The sequence below is a fragment of the Spirillospora sp. NPDC029432 genome (assembly GCF_040703975.1).
Classification (GTDB): domain Bacteria; phylum Actinomycetota; class Actinomycetes; order Streptosporangiales; family Streptosporangiaceae; genus Spirillospora.
On record NZ_JBEZWH010000033.1, the window covers coordinates 54,988 to 81,427 of the forward strand.

Here is a 26,440-nt window from a genome sequence, read left to right on the forward strand (position 1 = left end):
TCACAGCTCCGCGAACGTGACGCCGAGGCTGACGCCGCCGGCCAGCCCGACCAGCGCGATCCGGTCGCCGGGCCCGCAGCGGCCGGCGCGGATCGCGGTGTCGAGCTGGAGCGGCAGCGAGGCCGAGGCGACGTTGCCGTGCTCGGGCAGCGTCACCACGAGCCGGTCGGCGGGGACGTCCAGGATCGAGCGGAGCACCTCCAGGTACGGCACCGTCACCTGGTGGACGCCGATGAAGGCGAAGTCGTCCCAGGTCAGGCCGGTCTTCTGCAGGGCGGTGTGGAAGATCTCGGGGCCGTGCCCGACGAACGCGTCCTTGAGCCGGCGGCCGTCGCCGCTGAAGTAGGAGAACTCGGGGTCGCGCGGGTGCAGCGAGCCGCCGCCGGGGAGCGTGCCGACGTCCCAGGCGGTGGAGACGGCGGCGAAGTCGCGGTAGAAGATCCCGCCGTCCGGAGCGGCCTCGACCAGCATCGCGGCGCCCGCGTCGGACAGCGTGTAGCCGGCGAACGCGTCCACGAACTGCGCGCGGTCCCTCACCTTCCAGCGGATCGCGCGGGACGGGGACTCGCCGGTGCAGACCAGGACCCGCTCGTGCTGCCCGGTGCGGATCAGCGCGTCGGCGATCTGGAGCCCGTTGAGGAAGCTGTTGCAGGCGTTCTTGACGTCGAAGACCGGGCAGTCCGCGCCGAGCTTGGCGGCCACGATGTGCGCGGTGGCGGGCTCGATCATGTCCTGCGAGGCCGAGCCGAAGATCAGCAGGTCGAGCCGGTCCGGGGCGGTGCCGTGCTCGTCCAGCAGCCGCCGGGCGGCCTCGACGGCGAGGTCGGAGGCCTGCTGGTCGTCGCGCATGAGGTGGCGGGACGCGATCCCGGTCATCCGCTCGACGATCGTCGGATGCGGCCGGTACCCGCCGCCGGACGCCGCCACGCGCGCCTCGACCTCGGCGCTGCTCACCGTGCGCGGCGGCAGATACGCCGCCACTCCCGCGATGCGCGCTCTCATGGTGGTCCGGACCCCCGTTCGCCTAGATCCGAGATCGGCGGGTGCCGGTCCCGGTACCGAAACCTTCGCCGGGCCGCGTCCTCCGTCGCCAGGGGCACCCTACGTAACCCAAAGGGGGCGTTCTACCCCAGGTCCGAGTGAGTACCACCACGCCCCCTGAATAGGTGATATGAACGGTCGGTTCACCGCCCGCCGGACGGCACACTGGCCGGGTGATCAGGACGAACACGCTCGGGGACCCCGCCGCGCGGCACGAGGCGCGGCTGCTCTGGAACGGCAACAAGGGCCTGTACGCCCTGCTGGAGGCGGCCCGGCACACGGGCCCCATCACGCGCATCCCGCGGCTCGGCTGGGTGGTGACGGACCCCCTCCTGGCGCGGCGGGTGCTCAACGACCACGCGGCCTTCGGCATGACGGGCGAGGGCGGGGTCGGCCATATGTGGACCCAGCTGTTCGGCGCCGAGATGGGCGAGCTGTTCGGCGGCGCCCGGCACACCGAGGTGCGGACCAGGGCGCGCGACCTCTTCACCGAGGAGAGCGCCCGCGAACTGGTGGAACGCTCGCAGGGCGCGCACTACGCCGCCATCGCGGACCGGCTGGCCGGCGGCGGCACCGTGGACGTGGCGGACGCGACCCGCGTGCTGGCCGGGCGGCTGGTCGCGGACCTGCTGGGGCTGCCCGCCGGCCGCGACGACGACGCGTACCGGAGGATCTTCGCCGCCGGGGAGCGGCTCGCCGCCCTGGCGATGGGGACCACCGCCTCCACCGAACTCGCCCCGGGCGTCCTCGCCCAGGCCAGGACCATCGTCGACGACATCACGGCCGGCGTGGAGGAGGCGTACCGGACCGCGGGCCCGGACACGATCCTGGGCCGCTGCCGCGAGATGGGCTTCGGCGTGCCGCTGGCGCGCGGGCTGGCGACGCTGCTGGCCATCGCGGGGACCGAGACCGGGGCCTCCGGCACGTCCCGCACGGTCGCGCTCCTCCACGACTCCGGCCAGCAGAGAACGCTCCTCGCCGAGCCGGAGCTGCTGGGCAACGCCGTGCGGGAGGGCCTGCGGGTGGCCGCCCCGGCCCCGGTGATCGGCCGCCATGTCGCGCGGGACGCCGAGGTCGGCGGGCGGCGGCTGCGGGCGGGCGAGCGCGTCCTGCTGCTGGCCTACCTGGCCACCAACGCCGCCGGGCCGTTCGACGTCCGGCGGGACTACGTGCCGGAGACGCGGCAGCTGTGGTTCGGCGGCGGGCGGCACCTGTGCCTGGGCGCGGCGGTGGCGCGCACGCAGGTCGCCCGGATGCTGGGGGCGCTGCACTCCGAGGGGCGCCCGTACCGGGTGGTGTCCCGGCGCGCCGCGAGGGGCGTCCTCGTTCCCACGTACGCGGGCCTCCGCGTCAAGACCGCTACATGATCTGAGATCTATACCACTGACTAGACTTGAGTCTCATTTTCTCTTGTGCGGGCCGCGGAGGGCGTTTTACCTTGCGTTCATGACGAGCACCGCGCCGGATCTCTCGAACGTTCCCGCCGACGTTCCCGCCGACTTCGACTTCAGCTCCCCCGACCTGATGGCCGAGCGGGTGCCGCTCGCCGAGTTCGCCGCGCTGCGCCGTACCGCCCGCCCCTGGTGGAACGCGCAGCCGCGCGGCGCCACCGGTTTCCAGGACGACGGCTTCTGGGTGATCAGCAAGCACGCCCACGTCAAGGAGATCTCCCGCGACGGCGAGCTGTTCTCGGCCGGGGCGAACGGGTCGATCATCCGCTTCAACGACCGGTTCACCGAGGAGGAGCTGGCCGTCCAGCGGGAGACCCTGCTGGTGAACCTGGACGCGCCGCAGCACACCAAGCTGCGCCGGATCGTCTCCCGCGGCTTCACCCCGCGCGTGATCAACGGGCTGCACGACGCGCTGCGCGAGCGGGCCGGCCGGATCGTGGCGGAGGCGCGCCGGGCGGGCGGCGACGGGACGATCGACTTCGTCACGCAGGTGGCGGCCGAGCTGCCGCTCCAGGCGATCGCCGAGCTGATGGGCGTGCCGCAGCAGGACCGCGGCCGGCTGTTCGAGTGGTCCAACAAGATGCTCGGCTACGACGACCCCGAGTACGACGCCGACCCGAACGGCGCCGCCGCGGAGATCATCGGCTACTCGATGGGGCTGGCCGCCGAGCGCCGCGCCTGCCCCGCGCACGACATCGTCACCCGGCTGGTCACCGCGGACGTGGACGGCCAGGGCCTGTCCGAGGACGAGTTCGGCTACTTCATGATCATCCTCGCGGTGGCCGGGAACGAGACCACCCGCAACGCGCTCACCCACGGGATGATGGCGTTCTTCGACGACCCCGAGCAGTGGGAGCTGTACAAGGCCGAGCGGCCCGAGACCACCGCCGACGAGGTGGTGCGGTGGGCGACGCCGGTGACGGCGTTCCAGCGCACCGCCGTCCGCGACACCGAGCTGGGCGGCGCGGAGATCAAGGCCGGCGACCGGGTGGCGATGTACTACAGCTCCGCCAACTTCGACGAGGACGTCTTCGAGGCGCCGGAGCGGTTCGACATCACCCGCTCGCCGAACCCGCACCTCGGTTTCGGCGGCACCGGCGCGCACTACTGCATCGGCGCCAACCTCGCCCGGATGGAGATCGGGCTGATGTTCGACGCGATCGCCGAGCAGATGCCGGGCATCCGGCGGGCGGGCGAGGCGCGGCGGCTGCGCTCGTCCTGGATCAACGGCGTCAAGGAGCTGCCCGTCACCGTCGGCTAGCCGCACCCGGCTGACCTGCGGCGGCGCCGGGCAGTGACCGGGGTCTCGTCCCGGTGCGTGGGACGGGGCCCCCGGGGGCGCCCTTTCTCCGAAAAATGGAACGGGTTACATTCGTAGTCGAATGACGTTCTAGAAGGAGACCGTATGGGCACGCCTGTGATCGTCGAAGCCGTCCGGACCCCGCTCGGCAAGCGCAACGGCTGGCTCGCGGGCCTCAAGGCGCAGGCCGTCATGGCGCACGCCTACAAGGCCCTGCTGGAGCGGTCCGGCATCGACCCGATCGAGGTGGGCCAGGTCTTCACGGGCTGCGTGACGCAGGCCGGCGAGCAGGGCAGCCACGTGGGCCGCTACTCCTGGCTGTACGCGGGCCTGCCCTGGCAGACCGGCGTCACCACCATCGACGCCCAGTGCGGCTCCGCCCAGCAGGCCGTGCACCTGGCCGCCTCGCAGATCGCGGCCGGAGTGGTGGACGTGGCGATCGGCGCCGGCGTCGAGGTCATGAGCCGGACCCCGCTGGGCGCCAACGTCTACCCGCACAACCCCAAGCCGGACGACTGGTCGCTGGACATGCCGCCCCAGTTCGAGTCCGCGGAGCGCATCGCCAAGCGGCGCGGCCTCACCCGCGCCGACCTGGACGCGTTCGGCGCCGCCTCCCAGCAGAAGGCCGCCAAGGCGTGGGCCGACGGCCGGTTCGACCGCGAGGTCACGCCGATCGAGGCGCCCGTCCTGGACGCCGAGGGCAACCCCACCGGCGAGACCCGGACGGTCACCCGCGACCAGGGCCTGCGCGAGACCACCGTCGAGGGCCTGTCCAAGCTCCGGCCGGTCATGGAGGGCGCGATCCACACCGCCGGGTCGTCCTCGCAGATCACCGACGGCGCCGCCGCCGTGCTGGTCATGGACGAGGCGAAGGCGCGCGCCCTCGGGCTGCGCCCGCGCGCCCGGATCAAGGCGCAGGCGCTCGTCGGCGCCGAGCCGTACTACCACCTGGACGGCCCGGTGCAGTCGACCGAGGCCGTGCTGAAGAGGACCGGGATGACGATGGCCGACATCGACATCACCGAGATCAACGAGGCGTTCGCCTCGGTGGCGCTGTCCTGGGCGTCGGTGCACAAGCCCGACATGGACACCGTCAACGTCAACGGCGGCGCGATCGCGCTGGGCCACCCGGTCGGCGCGACCGGCGCCCGGCTGTTCACCACCGCGCTGCACGAGCTGGAGCGGCGGGACGCGTCCACCGCGCTGATCACCATGTGCTGCGGCGGCTCGCTGTCGACCGGCACGATCATCGAGCGCATCTGAGCGGCCGCGGGGCCGGGGGCGGGGCCTCCGGCGACCGATCGAACAAGGGCGGAGACGAGATTTGAGCGTGCGACCAGATCCCGAGGACCTCGGCGGGGGCGTGTGGAGCGTCCCGGTGCCGATTCCCGGCAACCCCCTCGCGTACACGCTGGTGTACGCGCTGGAGAGCCCTCGCGGGCCGGTCCTGGTGGACGCGGGCTGGCACCACGAGGACGCCTGGGCCGCGCTCAAGGACGGGCTCGCCGTGTTCGGCATGGACGTGGCGGACGTGCACGGGGTGGTGGTCACGCACTTCCACCCCGACCACTCCGGGCTGGCCGGCCGGGTGCGCGAGGCGTCGGGGGCGTGGATCGCCATGCACCGCGACGACACCGCGGTCGTGCGGCGGTTCCACGACACCGACCGGCTGGCGGACGGCGGCCGCGCCTTCCACCTGGACTCGCTGCGCCAGGCGGGCGCCGCGGAGTCCGACCTGGCCGAGTGGACCGGCGCGGGCCACATGGTGGACCCGCCGGCGCTGCCGGACCGGGAGCTGGCGGACGGCGACCTGGTGGACCTGCCCGGCCGGGCACTGCGCACGGTGTGGACGCCGGGGCACAGCCCGGGCCACATCTGCCTGCACCTGGAGGACGCGGACCGGATCTTCACCGGTGACCACGTGCTGCCCCGGATCACCCCGCACATCTCGCTGTACCCGTTCGACGAGGCGGACGTGGACCCGCTGGGCGACTTCCTGAAGTCGCTGGAGCGGGTCGGCGGCCTGAACGTGGGCGAGGTGCTGCCCGCGCACCAGTACAGGTTCCAGGGACTCACCGAACGGGCCCGCGAGATCGCCGAGCACCACGAGGAGCGGATGGTCGAGATCGCCGGGCTGCTCTCGGCCGGGGAGCCCGCCACGCTGTGGCGGATCGCCGCCGGCATGCGGTGGCGCGGCGCCTGGGAGGACATGGAGATCGGCTCCCGCCGGATGGCCGCCGCCGAGGCGGCCGCGCACCTGCGCACGCTGGAACGGCGCGGCGTCGTCCGCCGCGCCGGCGGCGACCCGATCAGCTACGTGCTGACCGGCTGACCCGCGCCTTCCCGACCCCGTACGCGAACCGCGTGCGGGGTCTTCGGCGTGCCCGCGAACGGCCGCCGCCCGCGGGCCGGGTGACTCACGTCACCCCCTCTTGCCCCCTTGATGAGACTGGAGTCTCATGTTAGAACGTGTTCTAGATTGCTTGCCCGGGCAAGCGCGCTCGACTCCAGGATCAGGGAACGAGGTATGCCGTGACCGACCCAGATGTGAGCCTGGACGGGCGGGTGGCCGTCGTCACCGGCGCCGGCGGGGGGCTCGGCCGGGCCGAGGCCCTCGCGCTGGCGGGTGCGGGCGCCCGCGTCGTGGTCAACGACGTGGACGCGGACGCCGCGCACTCCGTGGCCGAGGAGATCGCCGCCGCCGGCGGCGAGGCCGCCGTCCACGCCGGCGACATCGGCGCCTGGGACACGGCCGAGGGCCTGGTCGCGACCGCCACCGGCACGTTCGGCGGCCTGGACGTGCTGGTCAACAACGCCGGGTTCACCCGCGACCGGATGCTGTTCAACATGTCCGAGGAGGAGTGGGACGCGGTCGTCCGCGTCCACCTCAAGGGGCACTTCGCCACCTCCCGGCTGGCCGTCGCGCACTGGCGGGCACGGTCCAAGGAGACCGGCGGGCCGGTGTACGCGCGGATCGTCAACACCTCGTCCGAGGCGTTCCTGCTCGGCTCGGCCGGCCAGCCCAACTACGCCGCCGCCAAGGCCGGCATCACCGCGCTGACGCTGTCCACCGCCCAGGCCTGCGGCCGGTACGGCGTGCGCGCCAACGCGATCTGCCCGCGCGCCCGCACGAACATGACCGCCGGGGTGTTCGGCCCCGCCCCCGAGGACGGCCCGGACCCGCTGTCGGTCGACCACGTCACCCCGCTGGTCGTCTACCTCGCCTCACCCGCCGCCGCCGACGTCACCGGCCAGGTCTTCGTCGCGTACGGCGGCCGCGTCGCGGTGATGGCGCCGCCGGCCGTGGCGCACCTCGCCGCCGCCGACGGCGCCTGGACGCCCGCCGCGCTCGCCGCCGAGCTCGGCCCCAAGATCTCCACCGGCGCCGCCGGATTCACCGCCGCCGGCGAGCTCGCCGCGGCCTTCGAGTGACACATGCGCTTCGAGTGACACATGCGCTTCGAGTGACACGCCCGCCCGTCCGTCCCGTCCCGCCCCACGAACCGACGACCCGACGACCCACCCCCGGCACGAAGGATCGTTCCATGGCCCCTGAGCTCGGCCTCGTTCCCGACATCGACGTCATCGACCCCGGCGTGTACGAGCGGGACGGCATCCCGCACGACACCCTCGCGTGGCTCCGGGAGCACGACCCGGTCCACTGGCACCACGACCCGAACGAGGGCGTACCGGGCTTCTGGGCGATCACCCGGCACGAGGACGTCATCTACGTGTCGCGCCACCCCGAGCTGTTCTCCTCGCACACCCGGACGGCGATGTTCGAGGAGTTCACCGACGACGACATCGCCCTGTACGGGCAGATGATGCTCTTCCAGGACCCGCCGGACCACACCCGGCTGCGCAGCATGGTCAACAAGGGCTTCACGCCCCGGATGATCAAGAAGCTCGAGGACCACATCCGGCAGAGCTGCCACGAGCTGATCGACACGGCCGTGACGCTCGGCCGCTGCGACTTCGTCGAGCACTTCGCCGTCCCGCTGCCGCTCTACACGATCTGCGAGCTGCTGGGCGCCCCGATGGAGGACCGCGACAAGATCTTCCACTGGTCGAACAAGCTGGTCGCGTTCAACGACCCCGAGTTCATCGGCGACCGGAACGAGTCCGCGATGTGCGCCGCCGAGTTCGCCGCCTGGGCGGGCGAGCTGGCCGCCGCGCGCGCCTCCGACCCGCGCGACGACATCGTGACCAAGCTGCTGTCCCCCGGCCCGGACGGGGAGCGGATCAGCGACGAGGAGTTCCAGCTCTTCGTGATCATGCTGTCGATCGCCGGGAACGAGACCACCCGCACCGCCACGGCCGGCGGGATGCAGGCGCTCTTCGAGCACCCCGAGCAGTGGGAGCGGCTCAAGAAGGACCGGAGCCTGCTGCCCACGGCCGTCGAGGAGATCGTGCGCTGGGTCAGCCCGATCAACCAGTTCCGCCGTACCGCCACCCAGGACACCGAGCTGGGCGGCAAGCAGATCAAGGCGGGCGACAAGGTCGTGCTGTTCTACGGCTCGGCCAACCGCGACGAGAAGGTCTTCGACGACCCGTTCACCTTCGACGTGGGCCGCGATCCCAACCCGCAGATCGGCTTCGGCGGCGGCGGGCCGCACTTCTGCCTGGGAACCCACCTCGCGCGGATGAATCTGCGGATCATCTTTGAGACGATTCTGGACCGGGTCCCCGACATCCGGCCGGCCGGCGAGCCCCGCCGGCTGCGCTCCAACTTCGTCAACGGCGTCAAGGAACTCCCCGTGGAGTTCACCCCCAGCGCCTCCGGGCGCACCTGACCCTCGCTCCGCCCGTGCCGACGAGGAGGTCCGCGGCGATGACCACCACCCCCCAGGCCCCGCTCACGAACATCGAACTGGTCGATCCGGACGTCTACGAGCGCGGCGGGATCCCGCACGAGCAGCTCGCCGAGCTGCGCGAGCGGGCGCCCGTCCACCGCCACCACGCCGATCCGAGCCGGGGCAACCCGGAGTTCTGGGCGGTCACGCGGCACGAGGACGTCGTCCACGTGTCCCGGCATCCGGAGGTGTTCTCGTCGTACGCCCGGCTCGCGCTGTTCGACGAGCCGGATCCGGAGCACCTGGACCTCCAGCGGATGATGATGCTCAACCAGGACCCGCCCGAGCACTCGGGCAAGCGGAGCATCGTCAACAGGGGGTTCACGCCGCGGGCCATCGGCCTGCTGGAGGAGCACATCCGCGACATCTGCCGCGACCTCGTCGGCGAGGTGGCGGAACGGCTGGAGGCGGGCGGCGAGGCGGACTTCGTCCGGGACATCGCCGCCCCGCTCCCGCTGTACGTGATCTGCGAGCTGCTCGGCGCCCCGGTGGAGGACCGCGACAAGATCTTCCACTGGTCCAACACGCTGATCGGCGCGGAGGATCCCGAGTTCCAGACCTCGCCGGAGGAGGGCCAGGCGGCGGCGACCGAGCTGTACGCGTACGCCGAGGAGCTGGCGGCGCGGCGGCGGGCGGAGCCGCGCGACGACATCGTCACCCGGCTGCTCCAGCCGGACGCCGAGGGCAACGAGCTGACGGGCAACGAGTTCGAGCTGTTCGTGATGCTGCTGTCGGTGGCCGGCAACGAGACCACCCGCAACGCCGCGTCCGGCGGGATGCTCGCGTTCTTCGAGCATCCGGACCAGTGGGAGCGGCTGCGCGCCGACCGGAGCCTGCTGCCCACGGCCGTCGAGGAGATCGTCCGGTGGGTGACCCCGGTCAACCTCTTCCGCCGCACGGCGATGCGGGACGTGGAGCTCGGCGGCGCGAAGATCGCGGCGGGCGACAAGGTCGTGGTCTTCTACGGCTCGGCCAACCGGGACGAGCGGGTCTTCGCGGACCCGTACCGCTTCGACGTCGGCCGCGACCCCAACCCCCACCTGGGGTTCGGCGGCGGAGGGCCCCATTTCTGCCTCGGTGCGCATCTTGCCCGGCTGGAGTTGAGTGTGCTTTTCGAAACACTTTTGGACTCCATGCCCAATATCGAACTCTCCGGTAACGTGCGGAGGCTAAGGTCTAGTTTCATCAACGGCATCAAGGGCATGCCGGTGCGGCTGCGCCGGACGTCCACCGATTGACAGGAGTGGTGCGTGAGCAGGGACTGGCGTGGCTGAGGCAGGCGAGCCGCCGGGCGGTCGGTCAGAGGGCCCGGCGGGCCCGCCGGACGGCCCGGCCGAGGGCCCGCTGCGCGTGGCCCTGCTCTCGTACCGGAGCAAGCCGCACTGCGGCGGCCAGGGCGTCTACCTGCGGCATCTGAGCCGCGAGCTGGTCGACCTCGGGCACTCGGTCGAGGTGCTGTCCGGGCAACCGTATCCGGAACTCGACCGCGACGAGATCAGGTTGACCAAGATCCCCAGCCTGGACCTGTACCGGGACGAGGATCCCTTCCGCAATCCGGCCCTCGGCGAGTTCCGCGACTGGATCGACGTCCTGGAGTACGCCCACATGCGGACCGGCGGCTTCCCCGAGCCGCTGACGTTCAGCCTGCGGGTGCTGCGCGAGCTGCGCCGCCGCCGCCGCGACTTCGACGTCGCCCACGACAACCAGGTGCTCGGCCTCGGCAACCTCGGCATCGGCCGGCTCGGCCTGCCGCTGGTGACCAGCATCCACCACCCGATCAGCGTCGACCGGCGGATCGAGCTGGAGGCCGCCAAGGGCGTCCGGCAGCACCTCGGCAAGCGCCGCTGGTACGGCTTCGTCACCATGCAGAGCCAGGTGGCGCGGCGGATCGGGCCGGTGCTGACCGTCTCCGAGTCCTCCAAGGTCGACATCGTCAAGGACTTCCGCGTCGACCCGCGCGACATCGAGATCCTGCCGCTCGGCGTCGACACCCGGATCTTCCACCCGCGCGGCGGGCGCGTCCCCGGCCGGATCGTCGCGATGGCCAGCGCCGACGCCCCGATCAAGGGCGTGGACGTGCTGCTGCGCGCGGTCGCCAAGGTCGCCACCGAGCGCGACGTGCACGTCGTGGTGGTCAGCAAGCCCAAGGACGACGGCCCCACCGCCAAGCTCGTCCGCGAGCTGGCCCTGGGCGACCGGGTCCGGTTCGTCAGCGGCATCACCGACGACGAGCTGGGCGACCTGCTCGCCTCCGCCGAGACGGCCGTGGTGCCGTCCCGGTACGAGGGGTTCTCGCTGCCGGCGGTCGAGCACATGGCGTCCGGCACCCCGCTGGTCGCCAGCCGCGCCGGGGCGCTGCCCGAGGTCGTCGGCGACGCCGGGATCCTGGTCGAGCCCGGCGACGTCGAGGAGCTGGCCGCCACGCTGCGCCGGCTGCACGACTCCCCCGCCGAACGCGCCCGGATGAGCGAGGCGGGCCTGGCCCGGGTCGAGTCGCGGTTCGCGTGGCCCGCGGTGGCGCAGGCCACGGTCGCGCACTACCGCGAGGCGATCGCGCAGGAGCGCTACCGGCGGCTGGCCTCGGCCCGCCCCCACCGGCGCGCCTGACGGGCCCGGCCCCGGGCCCGCCACGGGCCCGCCGGCCAGGCCCAGCGGGACGAGATCCAGGGACCCGCGCCGCGCGCGGCGTCCCCCGTACGGAAGGAGCACCACCCTGCTGACCGTTGATTTCGGGCGGTTCCGCGTGAAGCCCGGAGAGCGCGTCCTGGACATGGGATGCGGCGCCGGGCGGCACGCCTTCGAGCTGTACCGCAGGGGTGCGCGCGTCGTCGCCTTCGACATGGACGCCGGCGAGCTGGCCGGCGTCGACACGATGTTCAAGGCCATGCGGATGGAGGGCGGCCTCCCCGAGGAGGCCGCCGCCGAGACCGTGCAGGGCGACGCCCTCGAACTGCCGTTCCCCGACGACCACTTCGACAAGATCATCGCGTCCGAGGTGCTGGAGCACATCCCCGACGACATGCGGGCGATGCGCGAGCTGATGCGGGTCCTCAAGCCCGGCGGGCGGCTCGCCGTGACCGTCCCGGCCTGGCTGCCCGAGCGGGTCTGCTGGGCCCTCTCGGAGGACTACCACACCGCCCCCGGCGGCCACATCCGCATCTACACCCGCGCGGAGCTGGAGGCCAAGCTCAAGTCCATCGGCTTCCGCGTCGGCCCGCACCACCACGCGCACGGGCTGCACGCCCCGTACTGGTGGATCAAGTGCGCGGTCGGCGTGAACAACGACGACCACGTCGCCGCCAAGGCGTACCACCAGATCCTCGTGTGGGACATCATGAAGCGGCCGCTGGCCACCCGGCTGGCCGAGCGGGTGCTCAACCCGGTGATCGGGAAGAGCGTCGTCGTGTACTTCGCCAAGCCCCCCGCGTCCGGCGCTCCCTCGGCGCCGGCGGAGGAGACCGCGGATGCGGTCTGAGCCCGCCGCGCCCCCGGCCGTGCCGGGCGTGCTGACCTCGGACGAGATCGTCGCGACCGCGCGCAGCATCGCGGTCCAGCAGGAGGAGTCCGGGGCCATCCCCTGGTTCACCCCGACCGGCGGGGTCCCCGGGCACGTGGACGCCTGGAACCACGTGGAGGCCGCGATGGCCCTCACGGTCGCCGGGCTGCGCGAACCCGCCCGCCGCGCGTACGAGTGGCTGCGCTCCGTCCAGCGCCCCGACGGCTCCTGGCCGGCCAAGTGGGTGCTGGGCGAGGTCACCGAACCGGGCGGCGAGTCCAACCACGCCGCGTACATCGCCGTCGGCGTCTGGCACGAGCTGCTGATGACCGGCGACGAGGCGTTCGCCCGGCACATGTGGCCCGCGGTGCGCCGCGCCGTCGACTTCGTGCTCGGCCTCCAGACCCGCCGCGGCGAGATCATCTGGATCCGGCACGAGGACGGCGCCGCGTCCGACCACGCGCTGCTGACCGGCTGCTCGTCGATCTACCAGTCGCTGCGCTGCGCGGTCGCGCTGGCCGAGCACCTCGGCGAGCCCGAACCCGAATGGGAGCTGGCCGCCGACCAGCTCGGCCACGTGGTGGCCGCGCACCCCGAGGCGTTCGCCGACAAGAGCCGCTGGTCGATGGACTGGTACTACCCCGTCCTGTCCGGCCCGGTCCGCGGCGCCGCCGCCGAACGGCGCATCGCCGAGCAGTGGGACACCTTCGTCGTCCCCGGCCTCGGCTGCCGCTGCGTGTCCGACCAGCCCTGGGTCACCGCCGCCGAGAGCAGCGAGCTCGTGATGGCCCTGGACGCCGCCGGCGACCGCGAGCGGGCCCTGGAGCTGTTCGCCACCATCCAGCACCTGCGGCACGAGGACGGCTCGTACTGGACCGGCTGGCAGTACGAGAACCGGCGGCACTTCCCGGGGGACCGCTCCACGTACACGGCGGCGGCGATCGTCCTGGCCGCCGACGCCCTCGAAGGAACCTCCCCCGGCGCCCGCATCTTCAAGGAGGTGGCGGGCCGCCCGCTGGGCCCCTCGGACCCCGCCGACCCCGAAGCGTGCGGATGCTACGTGGTGAGCACCGCCAACCCCGTCCGCACCCGGCTCTGACGCCGAGCCCTCCGTCCCGCTGCTGGGGACGGAGGGCTCGCTCGCGCTCTCGGGCGCTCAGGCTCCGGGGGCCAGCGGGTCGGTGTCGGCGGTGCGCTCCAGGACGCGCAGGGAGCCCTCCACGCGGCGTTCGGTGAAGGCGCCGCTCCCCAGGGCGCGCTGGTGGACGTGGTACGGCGCCTGGCCGCCGTCCGCGGGGTCGGGGAAGACGTCGTGGATCACGAGCGCGCCGCCCACCGCGATCCAGGGCGCCCAGCTCTCGTAGTCGGCCTGCGCCAGGTCCTCGGCGTGGCCGCCGTCGATGAACAGCAGGGCCAGCGGGGTGTTCCAGAACGCGGCGACGGTACGGGACGTGCCCACGATCGCCACCACGTGGTCCTCCAGGCCCGCGGAGCCCAGGGTGCGGCGGAAGGTCGGGAGCGTGTCCATCCGGCCCGTCAGCGGATCGACCAGGGACGGGTCGTGGTGCTCCCAGCCCGCCTGGTTCTCCTCCGAGCCGTGGTGGTGGTCGACGGTGACGACGGTCGCGCCGGTCTCCCGGGCGGCCGCGCCGAGGTAGATCGCCGACTTGCCGCAGTAGCTGCCGATCTCCAGCAGGGGGCCGGGCAGGTCGGGGCGCGCGCCGTACTCCAGCGCGGTCTCGTACAGCGCCTGGCCCTCGGGCTCCGGCATGAAGCCCTTGGCCGCGCGCGCGGCGCGGAGCAGGTCGCGCGGCATCGGCGCGGCCGGGGCCGCCGCCGGCCCCGAGGGGGGTGTGGTCGTCCCCGCGTGGGTGGACGCCGTGGTGTTGGTCATCGATCTCCTCCGCCGGGCACTTTATCCCGATCCATCCTGGCTTGATGCATGGTCTGCCCGGAACGGGGCCCGCCCATCCTCGCCGGGGCGCGGCATCCGGTTCACTTGAATGAGACTCCAGTCTTGCCCGGCAATACTGGAACGTGTTCTACTTTTCCGGTGAGCAAGCGTACCGAGATCGCGCTGAGCGAGGACGAGACCCTCGGCTTCGTCGGCGGGCAGCGCAAGCTGCAGCTGGGGACGATCAACCCCGACGGCACCCCGCACATGGTCACCATGTTCTACGTGGTCGTCGACGGCAAGATCGCCTTCTGGACCTACCGGAGCTCCCAGAAGGCCCGCAACATCGCGCGGGATCCCCGGGTGACGTGCCTGATCGAGTCCGGCGAGGAGTACTTCGAGCTGGCCGGCGTCCTGATCTACGGGCGGGCGGAGGTCCTGACGGAACCGAACGACGTTCTGTATGTTGGCCGCGAGGTGGTCCGGAAGATGACGGGCCTGGAGGACGAGGAGGCCGTCACGGCCTTCGCGGAGGTCACCGCCGCCAAGCGGTACGCCTACCTCGTGGAACCGGGCCGGGTCGCCTCGTGGGACCACAGCAAGATGGCCGGCCAGTGAAACGGAGACAGTGGCGATGAAGGTAAGCGTCGACCCCATGGTGTGCGAGGCGAACGCCGTGTGCGTGGGGCTCGCCCCCGAGGTCTTCGACCTCAACGACGACGACGAGCTCGAGATCCTCATGCCGGAGGTCCCGGCCGCCGAGGCCGACCGCGTCCGGCACGCCGTGCGGTCCTGCCCCAAGGCCGCGCTCACGCTCGACGAATAGCAGCGAACAGCAGCGAAACCCACCCCTTCCAGGGCGCCGCGCCCCGCCGGCGCCCCATCCCACTGTGGAGGCACCCATGGCACGTGCCGCGGTTCTGCACGCGGTCGGCGACGCCGAAATCGACCTGCGCGACGACGTCAGCACCGTCGACCCGGGTCCCGACCAGGTCAAGGTCAAGATCAAGGCGACCGGGGTCTGCCATTCCGACCTCTCCACCCTGACCGGCGTGCTGCCGTCGATGCCGCCCACGGTGCTGGGGCACGAGGGGGCCGGGATCGTCGCCGAGGTCGGCGAGCACGTCACCGGTGTGGCGGTGGGCGACCACGTGGTCGTCAACTGGACGCCCGACTGCGGCACCTGCGCCGAGTGCCTGCGCGGCGAGCCGTTCCTGTGCATGACTTACGTGGTGCAGTCGTTCAGCGTCCCCAACTTCACGCTGGCCGACGGCAGCCCCGCGTTCGGCATGGCCGGCTCCGGCACCTGGGCCGACGAGGTGGTGCTCCCCAGCCGCGGCGTCATCAAGATCGCCGAGGACGTGCCGTTCGAGTACGCGGCCCTGCTGGGCTGCGGCATCCCCACCGGCGTCGGCGCGGCCATCAACACCGCCAAGGTCCACCCGGGCGCCACGGTGGCCGTGGTGGGCGCGGGCGGCGTGGGCCTGTCGGTCATCCAGGGCGCCCGGATCGCGGGCGCGTCCACGATCCTGGCGATCGACCCGAACGAGGCCAAGCACCCCCTCGCCAAGCAGTTCGGCGCCACGCACACCGCGACGCTGGACGACCTGGAGGAGGTCAAGGGGCTGCTCACCGCGGGCGCCGGCTTCGACTACGCCTTCGAGGTCGTCGGCAAGGCCGCCGCGATCACCACCGCGTGGAACTCCGTCCGGCGCGGCGGCGACGTCATCGTCGTCGGTGCCGGCGCGGCGGACGACAACTTCGAGATGAGCGCCTTCTCGCTGCTGTTCGAGGGCAAGAACATCAAGTCCTCGCTGTACGGCGGCTGCGACATGAAGCGCGACGTGCCGCGGTTCGTGGACCTGTGGAGGGCGGGCCGGCTCGACCTGGACGGACTGATCTCGCGCCGGATCCGGTTCGAGGACCTCAACGACGCCGTCGAGACCCTCAAGGGCGGCGACGTCATCCGCCAGGTCGTCCTGTTCGACTGACCGCCCGAGACCGATCGAGACCGATCTAGACCGATTTCGCCCGAGCCCGCGGTTCCGGGGCCGGTACGCGCCACCGGCCCCGGAATCGCGTTCCCCAGACGGCGATTTCGCCCGACGCGGTATGTCATCCTTCTTCGTGTCCATTGGGCCGCGCTCTAGTACGAGATGGAGCTTGGGTGGCGTACGAAGGTGAGCCGGGACGGGCCCGGCGTACCCGGCCGGTCCGCGCGCTGGCGGCAGGAGCGTTCCTCGGCCTGCCGGTGGTCTGCGGGCCCCTCCTGGCGGCCGCGCCCGCCGACGCCGCGGCACCGCCCGAGCGGCGGATCCGCGACATCCAGGGCGCGGGGCACGTGTCGCCGCTGAACGGCCGCGCCGTCGCCCGCGTCCCCGGCGTCGTGACGGCGGTGGCGGCCACCGGGTTCTGGATGCAGGACCCGAGGCCCGACCGGAAAGACGCCACCTCCGAGGGCGTCTACGTCTTCACCCGCGAGCGCCCCACGGTCGCCGCAGGCGACTCCGTCCGGGTCGACGGCCGGGTCACCGAGTACCGGCCCGGCGGCGTGCGCTCGGCCGCCCTCGGCCGTACCGAGATCGACGCCACCCGCACCGCGGTCGAGGCCCGCGGCGTCCCGCTCCCGGCACCGGTGCTGATCGGCTCCGGAGGCCGCCGCGTCCCCGGAACGATCATGACCGGTCCCACCTGGGGCGCCGCGCGCGACATCGAGCGCGGCGGCCGCTTCGACCCGCGGCGGAACGCGCTGGACTTCTACGAGACGATCGAGGGCATGCGGGCGGGCGTGCGGAACGCGGTCGCCGCCGGACCGTCCCGGTACGGCGAGGCCCCGGTGCTGCCGGCCGGCGCCGCGCGCACGCCCCGCGGCGCCCTCGACACCGCCGCCGACGCCAACCCCGAACGGGTCGTGCTCGACGACACCCTCGCCCCGCTCCCCCGGATGAACGCCGGCGACCGGCTGCCCGGCGTCGCCGCCGGCGTCCTCGACTCGGCGTACGGCGCGTTCAAGCTGCTGGTCACCGCCGCCCCCCGGCACCAGGACGGCGGCGCGAAGCCCGAGGAGACCCGGGCGGCGCGGCCCGGCGAGCTGGCCGTCGCCACCGCCGACCTCGGCGGGCTCAGCCCGGACGCGCCGCGCGCGCGGATCGCCGCGCTGGCCGCCGACATCGTCTCCGGTCTCAAGTCGCCCGACCTCGTCACCGTCACCGGGCTGCGCGACAACAGCGGCACCCGCGACGACGGCACCGTCGCCGCCGACCAGACCGTCGCCGAGCTGATCACCGCGATCAGCGCCGCCGGCGGGCCCGGCTACGACTGGCGCTCGGTCCCGCCGCGCGACAACGCCGACGGCGGCGAGAAGGGCTCCAACGACCACGTCGGGTTCCTGTTCCGCAGCGACCGGGGCCTGTCGTTCGTCGACCGGCCGACGGGCGGCGACGAGGCGGTCCCCGAGACCGCCCCCGTGAAGGCGGTGCGCGAGCGCTCCGGCGTGCGGCTCAGCCTCAGCCCGGGCCGCGTCGCGCCCGGCGACGCCGCGTGGAGCCGTACGCGCAAGCCGGTGGCGGGCGAGGTGACCTGGAAGGGCAACCGGATCATCGTGGTCGCCAACCAGTGGTACCCCCGCTCGGGCGACGACCACCCGGCCTTCGGCCGCTACCAGCCGCCGACGCGCCCGACCGAGTGGCGCCGCATGGAGCAGGCCAAGGTGATCGCGCGGTTCGTCCGCTCCGTCCGCGCCGCCGACCGGAACGCCGACATCATCGTGGCGGGCGACCTCGGCGAGCCGGAGCACGCGACGCCGGTCCGCGCCCTGGCCAAGGAGACGGGCCTGCGCGACCTGCCCGCCGCCCTGCCGGCGAAGGACCGCTACACCACCGTCACCCAGGGCAGCGCGCGGGCGACCGACCACATCATGGTGAGCCCGTCGCTGGCCGCGCGGAAGCACGAGTACGACATCGTCCACCGCAACGCCGACTTCGCGTCCCGCGCGGGCGGCCACGACCCGGCCGTGCTCCGCATCGACATGTCCGGCGCCCGCACCCGCCGCTAGAAGCTGCGGTGGCCGGCGAGCGCTGCCCAAAGTGCCGCCGGCCACCGGAGCGACATTCCGATTATCGCCGCCCGTGGCCGTTCCGCTACACCGGCTCGGCCCATTCCCTTCCTTCGAAACGGCGGCACCATTTCAGGACGGCCCGAAGGAACGCGACCGGAACGCCCCGAATACCGCCGGAGTTTCACGCGCGGCACCCCGGGCACCGGCCGGACGTCATGAGTCCCACCCCTTACGTGCGTGAGGAGAGAGCCCTCCATGGCGTCCAGATACCGGCCCGGCATCAGCATCGTCGGGCTGATCTACATCATCATCGGCGTGTTCGTCGCCTGGGACCGCGGTTACATCGACGCGGAACTGCTACGCCAGGTCGCCAGCGCGCTGCTGGCCATATTCCTGTGGTTCCTCATCCTGCTGGGAGTCGACCTCCACATCAACACGTGACCGTCGCGTGAGGGCGGCGTCGCGGTGGTGGGCATAGTCGTGCGAATCGCCCGGAGGTTATGTTCCGACCATGACACAGGGTGGATGCAGTTGTGGTCACGGCGGGAACTGCTCGTGCGCGAAAGGCTGTTCCTGCGGCTGCAACGGGTGATTCCGGCGAAGGCGAGTCCGGCCGGCGGGAGGCCGCCGGCCGGTGCCTTGCCAGGGGGCCGCCCGTTCAGGGAGCGGGGGTGCGCCAGAGTGTCGGGGTCTCGCCCCGGTGGCCGGCGCTGACACCCGCTCCGACGACATCGTTCCCGATCGGGGCGAGCGCCGTCAGGCGCTGGTCCCCGGGACCGTCCAGGCCGTTGCCGGAGGCCGCGACGCGGCGCCAGGCGGCGCCGTCCGGGGACGCCCACAGCGCGACGTCCTGGCGGCCCGCCGCGCCCTCGGCGCCCGCGAGCAGGAAGCCCTTCGCGGTCGCGGTGGCGGCGGTGAGCGCGGTCGTGGCGTTCGTGCCGGGGAGGGTGGCGGGACGCCAGGTGCGGCCGCCGTCGGCCGACTGGGCGGCGAACGCGCGCGGGGCGCCGGGTGCGGCGGCGGTACGGCCCGAGCCGAGCGCCACCAGCGCGTTCCCGCGCGCCACGACCCGGCCGAACGCGCCGGAGGCCAGCCCGGCCGGGAGGGCCGGCGGCGCGGCGGCCGTCCACTTCTGCCCGTCGGGCGAGGTCCACACGGCGGGCAGTTCGCCGGGCGGCGGGCCGCCCTTCGCGGGGCGGGCGGCCTGCCGTCCGCCGACCGCGACGTAAGCCGTTCCGGTCGAGGCGACGTCGCGCATGGCGGCCGGGCCGGCGAGGTCGCCGCGGCCGGCGCTCGCGCCGCGCGTCCAGCGGGCGAGGTCCGCCGAGCGCCATGCCGCGGGCGCGTTCCCGGCCTGGCCGACGACGACGTAGCCGCCGGGGCCGGACGCGGCGCCCGAGGCGGCCCGGCCGCCCGGTACGCCCGTCCGGCGCCAGGTCCGGCCGTCGCGGGAGGCCGTCACCAGCGGGCCGGGTGTCCCGTTCGGCGCGGCGGCGCGGCCGACGGCCAGCCAGCCGTGCGGGCCGTGCGCGACGGCGGTCAGCCGCGCGCCCGGCGCGGGCGCCGGGCCGCGGGTCCACGTGCCGTCCCCGCCCCTGAGCCAGGCGGCCGCGGACCCGCCGGTGCTGCCGACCGCCATCGCCGTGCCGGGCGCGCCGGGCGCCATCGCGGTGACCGCGCGTTCCGGGCGGACGGCGCCGGGGATCCTCGTGAGGTCCACCGGCGCGGCGGGGCCGGCCGCCGGTCCGGCGACGGCCAGGAGGCCGTCCTGGCCGCGCTGCCCGCCGGCCACCGCGACTCCGCCGCCGGCGACGGCGAGCCCGCTCACGGCCGCTCCCCGCACCGTCGCGCCGGGCCGCCACGCGCGGCCGTCGGCGCTGTGCAGCACGGTGGCGGCGGGGCCGCCGCGGACGATCGCGGCGAGCCCGGCGGGCGTTCCGGCGAGCCGCTCGACCCGCGCGTAGCCCGGCACCGAGAGCCGTCCGGCGGGCGCCCACGCGGCCCCGTCCCGGGAGCCGAAGACCACGCCGTACCGCGCCGTCTTCCGCTTCTTCTTCCGGCCCGTGGTCGTCTTGCCGTCGCGTACGGCGTAGAAGCCGCCCGGCCCGGCGGCCAGGCTCCTGACGGGGCCGTACGAGCCCTGGGCGTGCGGGACGTTCACCGGCGCCCAGGTGCGGCCGCCGTCCGCCGAGCGCCACAGGCCCTCGCCGCGCACGGTCGTGGTGACCTTCCGGGTGCCCTTCTTCTTGCCCTTGCGCTTGACGTTCTTCGTGACGGTGCGGGCGTGCGTGCCGTGCGCCACCAGCGTGTCGCCGGACGCGGCCAGCCCGCCGAGGCCTGCGATCCCGAGCGGGGCGAGGTCGGCGCCCCGCCGCCACACCCTGCCCTCGGCGGACGTCCACACCACTCCGCGGGTGTCGCCGGTGAACCGCCCGCTGCGCGAGGTGACGCCGGCGGCGACGAAGCCGCCGCTCGTGCGTGCGAGCGCGTTCACCCGGTCGTTCGGCCCGAACGGCAGGCCGGTGCCCGGCTCGCGCGTCCACTCCCTGCCGTCCACGCTCGTCCAGAGGGCCGCCTCGCCGGGTACGGCCGTCTGCCCGATCGCGGCCCACGCGCCGGCGCCGCCGGCGAGCATCCGGGGCCGGGCGCCGGGCGCGGGCTCGGCGCCGTCCGGTGCCCGTACCGGGGCCAGCCGCCAGGAGCGGCCGCCATCCTGGGAGACGAGGAACTCGGCGCGCTCGCGGCCCGGCGTCCCGTCCCCGGCCGTCTCGGTCCCGGTGGCGACGACGGTGGGTCCGGCGGCGGCCACGGCCGCGACGTTCTGCACGAGCCCGTCGGTACGGGCCGCCGGGTCGAGCGTGAAGACGCCCTCCGCGGGCTTGGCCGCGGCGACCGCCGAACGCGGCGCGGCGTCTCCCGCGTCGCCTTCGTTCGCGGAGACGGCGTAGGCCCCGGCCGCCACGGCGACCACGCCGCCGGCGGCGACCGCCACGGCCGCGTGTCCGGGCCGCCGCAGGCCCGTCCCCCGCCGTCCGGCCGCGGCCGTCCGTTCGCTGGACGCCGGTACGGGTTTCCGGCGGGGCGGGGCCTGCAAGCCGTGCGTGGACGGCGGCCATGGCACGCCCGCCTGCTCCCAGGCCTCCTGGGCCCGCTGCCACGGGGACGGGGGCCTCTTGCCGCGCTTCCCCTGCGGACGGGCGGGCTCCTCGCCGAGGGCCTCGGGGGTCCCGAACGTCAGCCGGCGGCGGATCCGCCGGGACGCGAGCGGGCCGGTGAGCTCGTCCCCGTCCTCCGCCACCGGCGGGGCGCCGTCCTGCTCCGGGGTCCTTGCGGTCACGAACGCTCCTTCACCGACCGGCATGCCGTCTCGCGGATGACACACCATCAAACCGCGCGGAAACCACCGCTGTGCGGACATCCGCGCGATCTGTGCTGGAAATGGGTGCGGGAGCGTTTATATCGCCTCAGGGCAGGCGAAGATGATCTATTACCTCGATCGGTCCTTTATAGGCGATGCCCTGGACATGAACAACCGGCGCCGAGGGGGACGGTGCGCCGCGGACCTCGGTGGAGACGCCCATGCCGCCGGCCTCCACCCGGACGCCGGGCGGCACGATGATCCGCACGTCCGACTTGTACGACACCACCCGGACGGTCGTGACGTGCGCGGACAGCTCGGCCTCGCGCAGGTCCAGCTCGCAGCCGCCCTTGTAGAGGACGGCCGTGTAGCGCGCGGGGAGGCGCCAGCGGCCCACCCTGCGGAGCCTGCTCTTGTACGCCATCTGGAAGCGCCCGGACGTTCCCGGGGCGGCGGCCTCGGGCCGCGCGGCGGGCTCCTCGCGGGCGGGCAGCTCGGCGGCCAGCCGGCCGAGCTCGGCGGGCGTGCCGGCGGCCAGCACCAGGTCGATGCGCTCGTCCAGTTCGCGGTCGTCCAGCAGGCCCTCGGCGTACGCGGTGTGCAGGCGGACGAGCACCTGGTCGCGGTCGCGCTCGGAGGCTCGCGGGACGGGGCCGGTCCGCTCTGTCATCATCACGTCCTCCTTCGAGGGGGTCGCCCCCGAGTCTGGAGCCTGCCGCGACCGGAAGGTCAAGTCGCGATGTATCTTAACCCGCCTCTCCTCCTTTTTGGAGAGAAAGGCAGACGAAACGCCCCCTCCGGCCACACCGTGCCGCGCGCGGAGGTCCAGTAGATTCGGACGGGCAAGATCATCGGCGAGGGGGACGCCATGGGTGCGGTGGCGGGGCACGCGCACGGCCCGTACACGCTCTACGATCTCGACGCGCTGCCCGACGACGGCCTGCGGTACGAGCTGGCCGACGGGTGGCTGACCGAGCTGCCCGGCGACCTGTGGCACGACCACGCCGCCGAGCGGCTGCGCGGCCTCCTACGCGACGCCGCCGCGCTGGCCGGCGCGGACGTGCACGTCGGCGGGCCGCCCCGGGACGTCGGCACCGCCGCCGGGATCCGCCGCCCGGACGCGTTCGCGGTGGGCCGGGACGTGGCGCGCGCCGCGCTGGAGAGCCAGGCCCGCACCTACTACGGGCCCGACCTGCTGCTGGTCGCCGAGGTCGTGACGCCCCGCACCGGCAGCGAGCGGACCGACCGGGTGCGGAAGGTCGCCGAGTACGCCGCGACCGGCATCCCCCACTACTGGATCGTCGACCTGGAGCCCCGGCCCGCCGTGACGCTGCTGGAGCTGAGCCGGCCCGGCGCGGCGGACGCGCACTACCGCGTCCGCCGCAGGGTCCGGGCCGGGGAGGAGCTCAGCGCCGAGCGGCCGTTCCCTGTCCGGTTCGATCCTGCGCGCCTGTCGGAGATGGAGTAGACGACGGCAGCAGGCCGCGGCGGCGCAGGTAGTACGCGATCGTCACGATCGCCAGCAGCGGCCCCCAGGCGAGCGCCGGCAGGTAGCACAGCAGCATGATCCAGCGGGCGATCCCCTGCGGCGCCTCCGGGTGGCCGAACGATTCCGGATCGTCCCAGCTCCCCGCGAGCGGCATGGAGATGGCCATGACCGCGACCGCGCCCAGCGCCGCGACGCTCACCGCGGCGAGCGTGGGCACCGTCCGCCCGCCGATGAACGGCATCCAGCGCGGGAACACCTCGCCCCACGGCCGGACGAGCCCCAGCGTCAGCAGCGCGGCCCCCTCCGCCAGGAGGCTGAGCAGGATCACGTACGGCGTGAGCACCGGGTCGGGCCCGTGGTAGAGGTCGGCCATCTCGCCGGTGAAGCCCATCGGCACGCCGAAGCCGAGGGCGAGCCGCCAGAGGCCGGACGGCAGCACGGTCAGCGGGACCGCGCGGGCCGTCCATTCGATCCAGCGCGGCGCGGGGAGGGTCGTCGTCGTGTTCATACCGCCATGCTGGCCGCGCCGCCACTTCCGCCACTTCCCTCGCGGGACCCGTCCCGCTCCCCCGGACGGGGGAGGCGGCGGTCCGGGGAGCGCGGCGGCGGAAGGCCCCCGCTTCGCGGCGATCACGGCCCGCCCCGGCCGGCGGGCCGCCGCATCCCCCGATCCGGCCGGCCCGCCGCACAAGACGGCACGGCCCCGAACGCGGTGGCGGATTCCGCGGCGAACCCCGCGAACCCCGCGGTCACCCACACCGCGGCCCAAGGACCGTGCCCGACATACCCTGCCGTGCGCCGATCAACAGCCGATCAACGTTCGATCAACGCGCTAGGGTCGGGGCCGTGCTGCTGCTCACGACGTTGGACGCATGGGAGTCCGGCCCGGATCCCCGCTTCGTGCTGGCCGAGGCGGGCGCCGTCTGGGCGCCCGACGAGTCCGAGGACGCGCGCGGGCTCCTCGCCGTCGCCGACGACGCGTTCCCGGCCGGCCAGGTCCTCGCGGTCACCCTGGACCCGCCGCCCGGCCTCGGCGCCGGGCCCGCCCGCGGCACGGTCGACCGCGGCCGGGCCGTCCGGGTCCGGTACGGGCGGCGCGGCCCGGACGGGCGCCACGCCGCGTTCCTCGACCGCCCCGCCACCGCCGCCGCGCTCGGCCTGCTGCCCCATCCGGAGGGCGGCTGGTACCGGGAGACGTGGCGGGCGCCGGCGAGCTTCGTCCCGGACGGGTACCCGGGCGAGCGCGCCGCCGCGACCGGCATCTACTTCCTGCTGCCGCCCGGCGAGGAGTCGATGTGGCATTCGGTCCGTTCCGACGAGGTCTGGCTGTGGCACCGCGGCGGGCCACTGTCGCTGCTGCTCGGCGGTGACGGGCCGGAGCCCGGCTCCCCCACCGTGGTCACCGTCGGGCCGGACGTGGCGGACGGCCAGGCCCCGCAGGCGATCGTCCCCGCCGGGACCTGGCAGGCCGCCCGCCCCGCCGGCGGCACGGAGGTGCTGGTCAGCTGCGTCGTCGCGCCCGGTTTCGACTTCGCCGACTTCCGCGCGCACTGACGTCCGGGCGCACTGACGTCCGGGCGCGGCCGCCCCGCGCTCAGTCCGAGGAGAACGCCGCGTCGAACGACGCCTCCGGCAGCTCGATCGTGGCCAGCTCCCGGATGAACTCCAGCGACTCCGGCGCGCCGCGCAGCCGGTCCATGCCCGCGTCCTCCCACTCGATCGAGATCGGCCCGGCGTACCCGATCGCGTTCAGCGCCCGGAAGCAGTCCTCCCAGGGGACGTCGCCGCGCCCGGTGGAGATGAAGTCCCAGCCGCGCCGCATGTCGGCCCACGGCAGGTGCGACGACAGCCGGCCGCGCCGCCCGTCGCCGGTGCGGACCTTGGTGTCCTTGCAGTCGACGTGGTAGATCCGGTCCTTGAAGTCGAACAGGAAGTTCACCGGGTCGAGCTCCTGCCACACGAAGTGGGAGGGGTCCCAGTTCAGCCCGAACGCGGGCCGGAACCCGACCGCCTCCAGCGCCCGCTCCGTCGTGTAGTAGTCGTACGCGATCTCGCTCGGGTGCACCTCGTGCGCGAACCGCACCCCGACCTCGTCGAACACGTCCAGGATCGGGTTCCAGCGGGCGGCGAAGTCGGCGTACCCGCGCTCGATCATCGCCGGTGGCACCGGCGGGAACATCGCGACGGTGTGCCAGATCGAGGAGCCGGTGAAGCCCACCACGGTCGACACGCCGAGCCTCGCCGCCGCCCGCGCGGTGTCCTTGATCTCCTCGGCGGCGCGCCGCCGCACCCCCTCGGGCTCGCCGTCGCCCCAGATGCGGGCGGGCAGGATCGCCTCGTGCCGCTCGTCGATCGGATGGTCGCAGACCGCCTGCCCGACGAGGTGGTTGGAGATCGCCCACACCTTCAGGTCGTACTTGGCGAGGGTCTCCAGCTTGCGCGGGATGTACGAGTCGTCCGCGAGCGCCCGGTCGACCTCGAAGTGGTCGCCCCAGCAGGCGATCTCCAGCCCGTCGTAGCCCCAGCCGGAGGCCAGCCGGCACACCTCCTCGAACGGCAGGTCCGCCCACTGGCCGGTGAACAGGGTGATCGGTCGTGCCATCTAGTCCTCCTGGTGCTGTAGTGCTCTCGTGCGTGGGTCAGCGGCGCGGGAACCGGACGGTGCGCAGGTACTCGAAGCCGACCCGCGCGGTGCGGAGCGGGTCGGGCTGGGTGTCGCGCTCGACGATGTACTCGGCGACCCCCGACCGGCACGCCGCGGTGAAGATCCGGGGGAAGTCGATGGTGCCGGTGCCCACGTCGGCGAACGATCCGTCCGCGGCCCGGTCCTTGACGTGCAACTGCAGGACGCGGCGGCCGTGCTCGCGCAGCAGCGCGACCGGGTCCGCGCCGGCGGTCACGGCCCAGTACAGGTCGAGTTCCAGATGCACCAGCCTGGGGTCGGTGGCGGTGATGATGTCGAAGGGCCGCTCGCCGGTCGGCAGCCGCTCGAACTCGTGGGCGTGGTTGTGGTAGCCGAAGCGCAGCCCCGCGGCGCGCGCCGCGGCCCCCGCCTCGGTCAGCTGGTCGGCGAAGCGGCGCCACTCGTCCGCGGTGGCGAAGCTCGCCCACGGGTGGACGACGTAGCGGTGCCCGAGGACGCGGGCGTCCGCGAGCGTCTGCTGCCAGCCGTCGCCGACGCTGACGTGGCCGGACGTGGCGTGCAGCCCGGCCCGGTCGAGGGCGGCGCGGAACTCGGCGGCGGTGCGGCCGTGCGTCCCGGCGGCCTCGACCTTGCGGTAGCCGATCGCGGCCAGCGCCGCGAGCGTGCCGTCCAGGTCGGCCGCCAGCATCGAGCGCAGCGAGTAGAGCTGGATGCTGATGGATCCGCGCGGGATCCGCCCCTTGCCGTGGCCGCCGTGCCCGCCGTGGCCGGGACGGGCGGCGTGGCCGGTGTCGGCGGCGGCGGTCGCGGGGAGGGCGGCGGCGGTGCCCAGGCCGAGGGCGGTCAGCGCGGCGCCG

Annotated in this window: 24 protein-coding genes; 17 read left to right on the forward strand and 7 right to left on the reverse strand. The window is 73.8% G+C overall.

The annotated features are described in order from the left end of the window. The gene (locus AB0881_RS24580) at nucleotides 1–1,002 is read right to left on the reverse strand and encodes a ketoacyl-ACP synthase III (RefSeq protein ID WP_366620255.1); all 1,002 of its coding nucleotides are present in this window, start codon (nucleotides 1,000–1,002) and stop codon (nucleotides 1–3) included. Between the two features lie 212 nt (nucleotides 1,003–1,214). On the opposite strand from AB0881_RS24580, the gene AB0881_RS24585 reads away from it, so the two are divergent. The 10 genes from AB0881_RS24585 to AB0881_RS24630 all read left to right on the forward strand — a co-directional run bounded on the left by AB0881_RS24585 (nucleotide 1,215) and on the right by AB0881_RS24630 (nucleotide 13,240). Then, the gene (locus AB0881_RS24585; protein WP_366620257.1) at nucleotides 1,215–2,408 is read left to right on the forward strand and encodes a cytochrome P450; all 1,194 of its coding nucleotides are present in this window, start codon (nucleotides 1,215–1,217) and stop codon (nucleotides 2,406–2,408) included. A gap of 79 nt (nucleotides 2,409–2,487) precedes the next feature. Next, nucleotides 2,488–3,753 (forward strand): cytochrome P450, encoded by a 1,266-nt coding sequence (locus AB0881_RS24590; protein ID WP_366620259.1) that lies wholly within the window; start codon nucleotides 2,488–2,490, stop codon nucleotides 3,751–3,753. A 144-nt stretch (nucleotides 3,754–3,897) separates the two neighbouring features. Next, on the forward strand, nucleotides 3,898–5,055 hold the full coding sequence (locus AB0881_RS24595) for a steroid 3-ketoacyl-CoA thiolase (protein ID WP_366620261.1): 1,158 nt from the start codon (nucleotides 3,898–3,900) through the stop codon (nucleotides 5,053–5,055). Nucleotides 5,056–5,116: 61 nt separating this feature from the next. Beyond that, nucleotides 5,117–6,124, forward strand: a complete 1,008-nt coding sequence (locus AB0881_RS24600) for an MBL fold metallo-hydrolase (RefSeq protein ID WP_366620263.1) — start codon at nucleotides 5,117–5,119, stop codon at nucleotides 6,122–6,124. 200 nt (nucleotides 6,125–6,324) lie between these two features. Beyond that, nucleotides 6,325–7,224, forward strand: coding sequence for a 3-oxoacyl-ACP reductase (locus tag AB0881_RS24605; RefSeq protein WP_366620265.1), 900 nt, complete (start codon nucleotides 6,325–6,327; stop codon nucleotides 7,222–7,224). 113 nt (nucleotides 7,225–7,337) lie between these two features. Then, nucleotides 7,338–8,585, forward strand: coding sequence for a cytochrome P450 (locus tag AB0881_RS24610; protein ID WP_366620267.1), 1,248 nt, complete (start codon nucleotides 7,338–7,340; stop codon nucleotides 8,583–8,585). Nucleotides 8,586–8,623: 38 nt separating this feature from the next. Beyond that, nucleotides 8,624–9,883, forward strand: coding sequence for a cytochrome P450 (locus AB0881_RS24615; protein WP_366620269.1), 1,260 nt, complete (start codon nucleotides 8,624–8,626; stop codon nucleotides 9,881–9,883). A 112-nt stretch (nucleotides 9,884–9,995) separates the two neighbouring features. Next, nucleotides 9,996–11,252 (forward strand): glycosyltransferase family 4 protein, encoded by a 1,257-nt coding sequence (locus tag AB0881_RS24620; RefSeq protein ID WP_366620298.1) that lies wholly within the window; start codon nucleotides 9,996–9,998, stop codon nucleotides 11,250–11,252. 106 nt (nucleotides 11,253–11,358) lie between these two features. Then, nucleotides 11,359–12,120, forward strand: coding sequence for a methyltransferase domain-containing protein (locus AB0881_RS24625; protein WP_366620300.1), 762 nt, complete (start codon nucleotides 11,359–11,361; stop codon nucleotides 12,118–12,120). Continuing rightward, nucleotides 12,110–13,240 carry a prenyltransferase gene (locus AB0881_RS24630; RefSeq protein WP_366620270.1) on the forward strand — a complete coding sequence of 377 codons (1,131 nt, stop codon included), beginning with the start codon at nucleotides 12,110–12,112 and terminating at the stop codon, nucleotides 13,238–13,240. The genes AB0881_RS24625 and AB0881_RS24630 overlap by 11 nt, the downstream gene beginning before the upstream one ends. A 57-nt stretch (nucleotides 13,241–13,297) precedes the next feature. Here the strand turns inward: AB0881_RS24630 and AB0881_RS24635 are convergent, their stop codons facing one another. Further along, nucleotides 13,298–13,957, reverse strand: coding sequence for a class I SAM-dependent methyltransferase (locus AB0881_RS24635; protein WP_366620302.1), 660 nt, complete (start codon nucleotides 13,955–13,957; stop codon nucleotides 13,298–13,300). Between the two features lie 237 nt (nucleotides 13,958–14,194). On the opposite strand from AB0881_RS24635, the gene AB0881_RS24640 reads away from it, so the two are divergent. From AB0881_RS24640 to AB0881_RS24660, 5 genes are all read left to right on the forward strand, one after another. Then, the gene (locus tag AB0881_RS24640; RefSeq protein ID WP_366620272.1) at nucleotides 14,195–14,653 is read left to right on the forward strand and encodes a pyridoxamine 5'-phosphate oxidase family protein; all 459 of its coding nucleotides are present in this window, start codon (nucleotides 14,195–14,197) and stop codon (nucleotides 14,651–14,653) included. Nucleotides 14,654–14,669: 16 nt separating this feature from the next. Next, entirely contained in the window at nucleotides 14,670–14,861 is a 192-nt protein-coding gene (locus tag AB0881_RS24645; protein ID WP_366620274.1) for a ferredoxin, read from the forward strand. 76 nt (nucleotides 14,862–14,937) lie between these two features. After that, complete coding sequence (locus tag AB0881_RS24650) at nucleotides 14,938–16,026, forward strand: alcohol dehydrogenase catalytic domain-containing protein (protein WP_366620276.1); 1,089 nt, start codon at nucleotides 14,938–14,940, stop codon at nucleotides 16,024–16,026. A gap of 176 nt (nucleotides 16,027–16,202) precedes the next feature. Beyond that, nucleotides 16,203–18,089, forward strand: coding sequence for an endonuclease/exonuclease/phosphatase (locus AB0881_RS24655; RefSeq protein ID WP_366620278.1), 1,887 nt, complete (start codon nucleotides 16,203–16,205; stop codon nucleotides 18,087–18,089). A gap of 258 nt (nucleotides 18,090–18,347) precedes the next feature. Then, on the forward strand, nucleotides 18,348–18,533 hold the full coding sequence (locus AB0881_RS24660; RefSeq protein WP_366620280.1) for a hypothetical protein: 186 nt from the start codon (nucleotides 18,348–18,350) through the stop codon (nucleotides 18,531–18,533). Between the two features lie 217 nt (nucleotides 18,534–18,750). On the opposite strand, the gene AB0881_RS24665 is transcribed toward AB0881_RS24660, so the two are convergent. Together AB0881_RS24665 and AB0881_RS24670 are read right to left on the reverse strand one after the other, a co-directional pair. Further along, nucleotides 18,751–21,429: a hypothetical protein gene (locus AB0881_RS24665; protein WP_366620282.1), complete on the reverse strand. Its 2,679-nt coding sequence runs from the start codon at nucleotides 21,427–21,429 to the stop codon at nucleotides 18,751–18,753. 127 nt (nucleotides 21,430–21,556) lie between these two features. Continuing rightward, nucleotides 21,557–22,123 (reverse strand): DUF1707 domain-containing protein, encoded by a 567-nt coding sequence (locus AB0881_RS24670; RefSeq protein WP_366620284.1) that lies wholly within the window; start codon nucleotides 22,121–22,123, stop codon nucleotides 21,557–21,559. 195 nt (nucleotides 22,124–22,318) lie between these two features. Between AB0881_RS24670 and AB0881_RS24675 the strand changes: the two genes are divergently transcribed. Next, nucleotides 22,319–22,918, forward strand: a complete 600-nt coding sequence (locus AB0881_RS24675) for a Uma2 family endonuclease (protein ID WP_366620286.1) — start codon at nucleotides 22,319–22,321, stop codon at nucleotides 22,916–22,918. Here AB0881_RS24675 and AB0881_RS24680 read toward each other — a convergent pair. Next, the gene (locus AB0881_RS24680; protein ID WP_366620288.1) at nucleotides 22,857–23,447 is read right to left on the reverse strand and encodes a hypothetical protein; all 591 of its coding nucleotides are present in this window, start codon (nucleotides 23,445–23,447) and stop codon (nucleotides 22,857–22,859) included. The two genes, AB0881_RS24675 and AB0881_RS24680, sit on opposite strands and share 62 nt — an antisense overlap. 338 nt (nucleotides 23,448–23,785) lie before the next feature. Here AB0881_RS24680 and AB0881_RS24685 point away from each other — a divergent pair, with 338 nt between their 5' ends. Next, nucleotides 23,786–24,493 (forward strand): cupin domain-containing protein, encoded by a 708-nt coding sequence (locus AB0881_RS24685; protein WP_366620290.1) that lies wholly within the window; start codon nucleotides 23,786–23,788, stop codon nucleotides 24,491–24,493. A 40-nt stretch (nucleotides 24,494–24,533) separates the two neighbouring features. Here AB0881_RS24685 and AB0881_RS24690 read toward each other — a convergent pair whose 3' ends face one another. Both AB0881_RS24690 and AB0881_RS24695 read right to left on the reverse strand, forming a co-directional pair. Beyond that, nucleotides 24,534–25,541, reverse strand: a complete 1,008-nt coding sequence (locus AB0881_RS24690; RefSeq protein WP_366620292.1) for a sugar phosphate isomerase/epimerase family protein — start codon at nucleotides 25,539–25,541, stop codon at nucleotides 24,534–24,536. A 37-nt stretch (nucleotides 25,542–25,578) separates the two neighbouring features. Further along, on the reverse strand, nucleotides 25,579–26,440 hold an 862-nt coding region (locus tag AB0881_RS24695; RefSeq protein ID WP_366620294.1), incomplete at its 5' end, for a sugar phosphate isomerase/epimerase.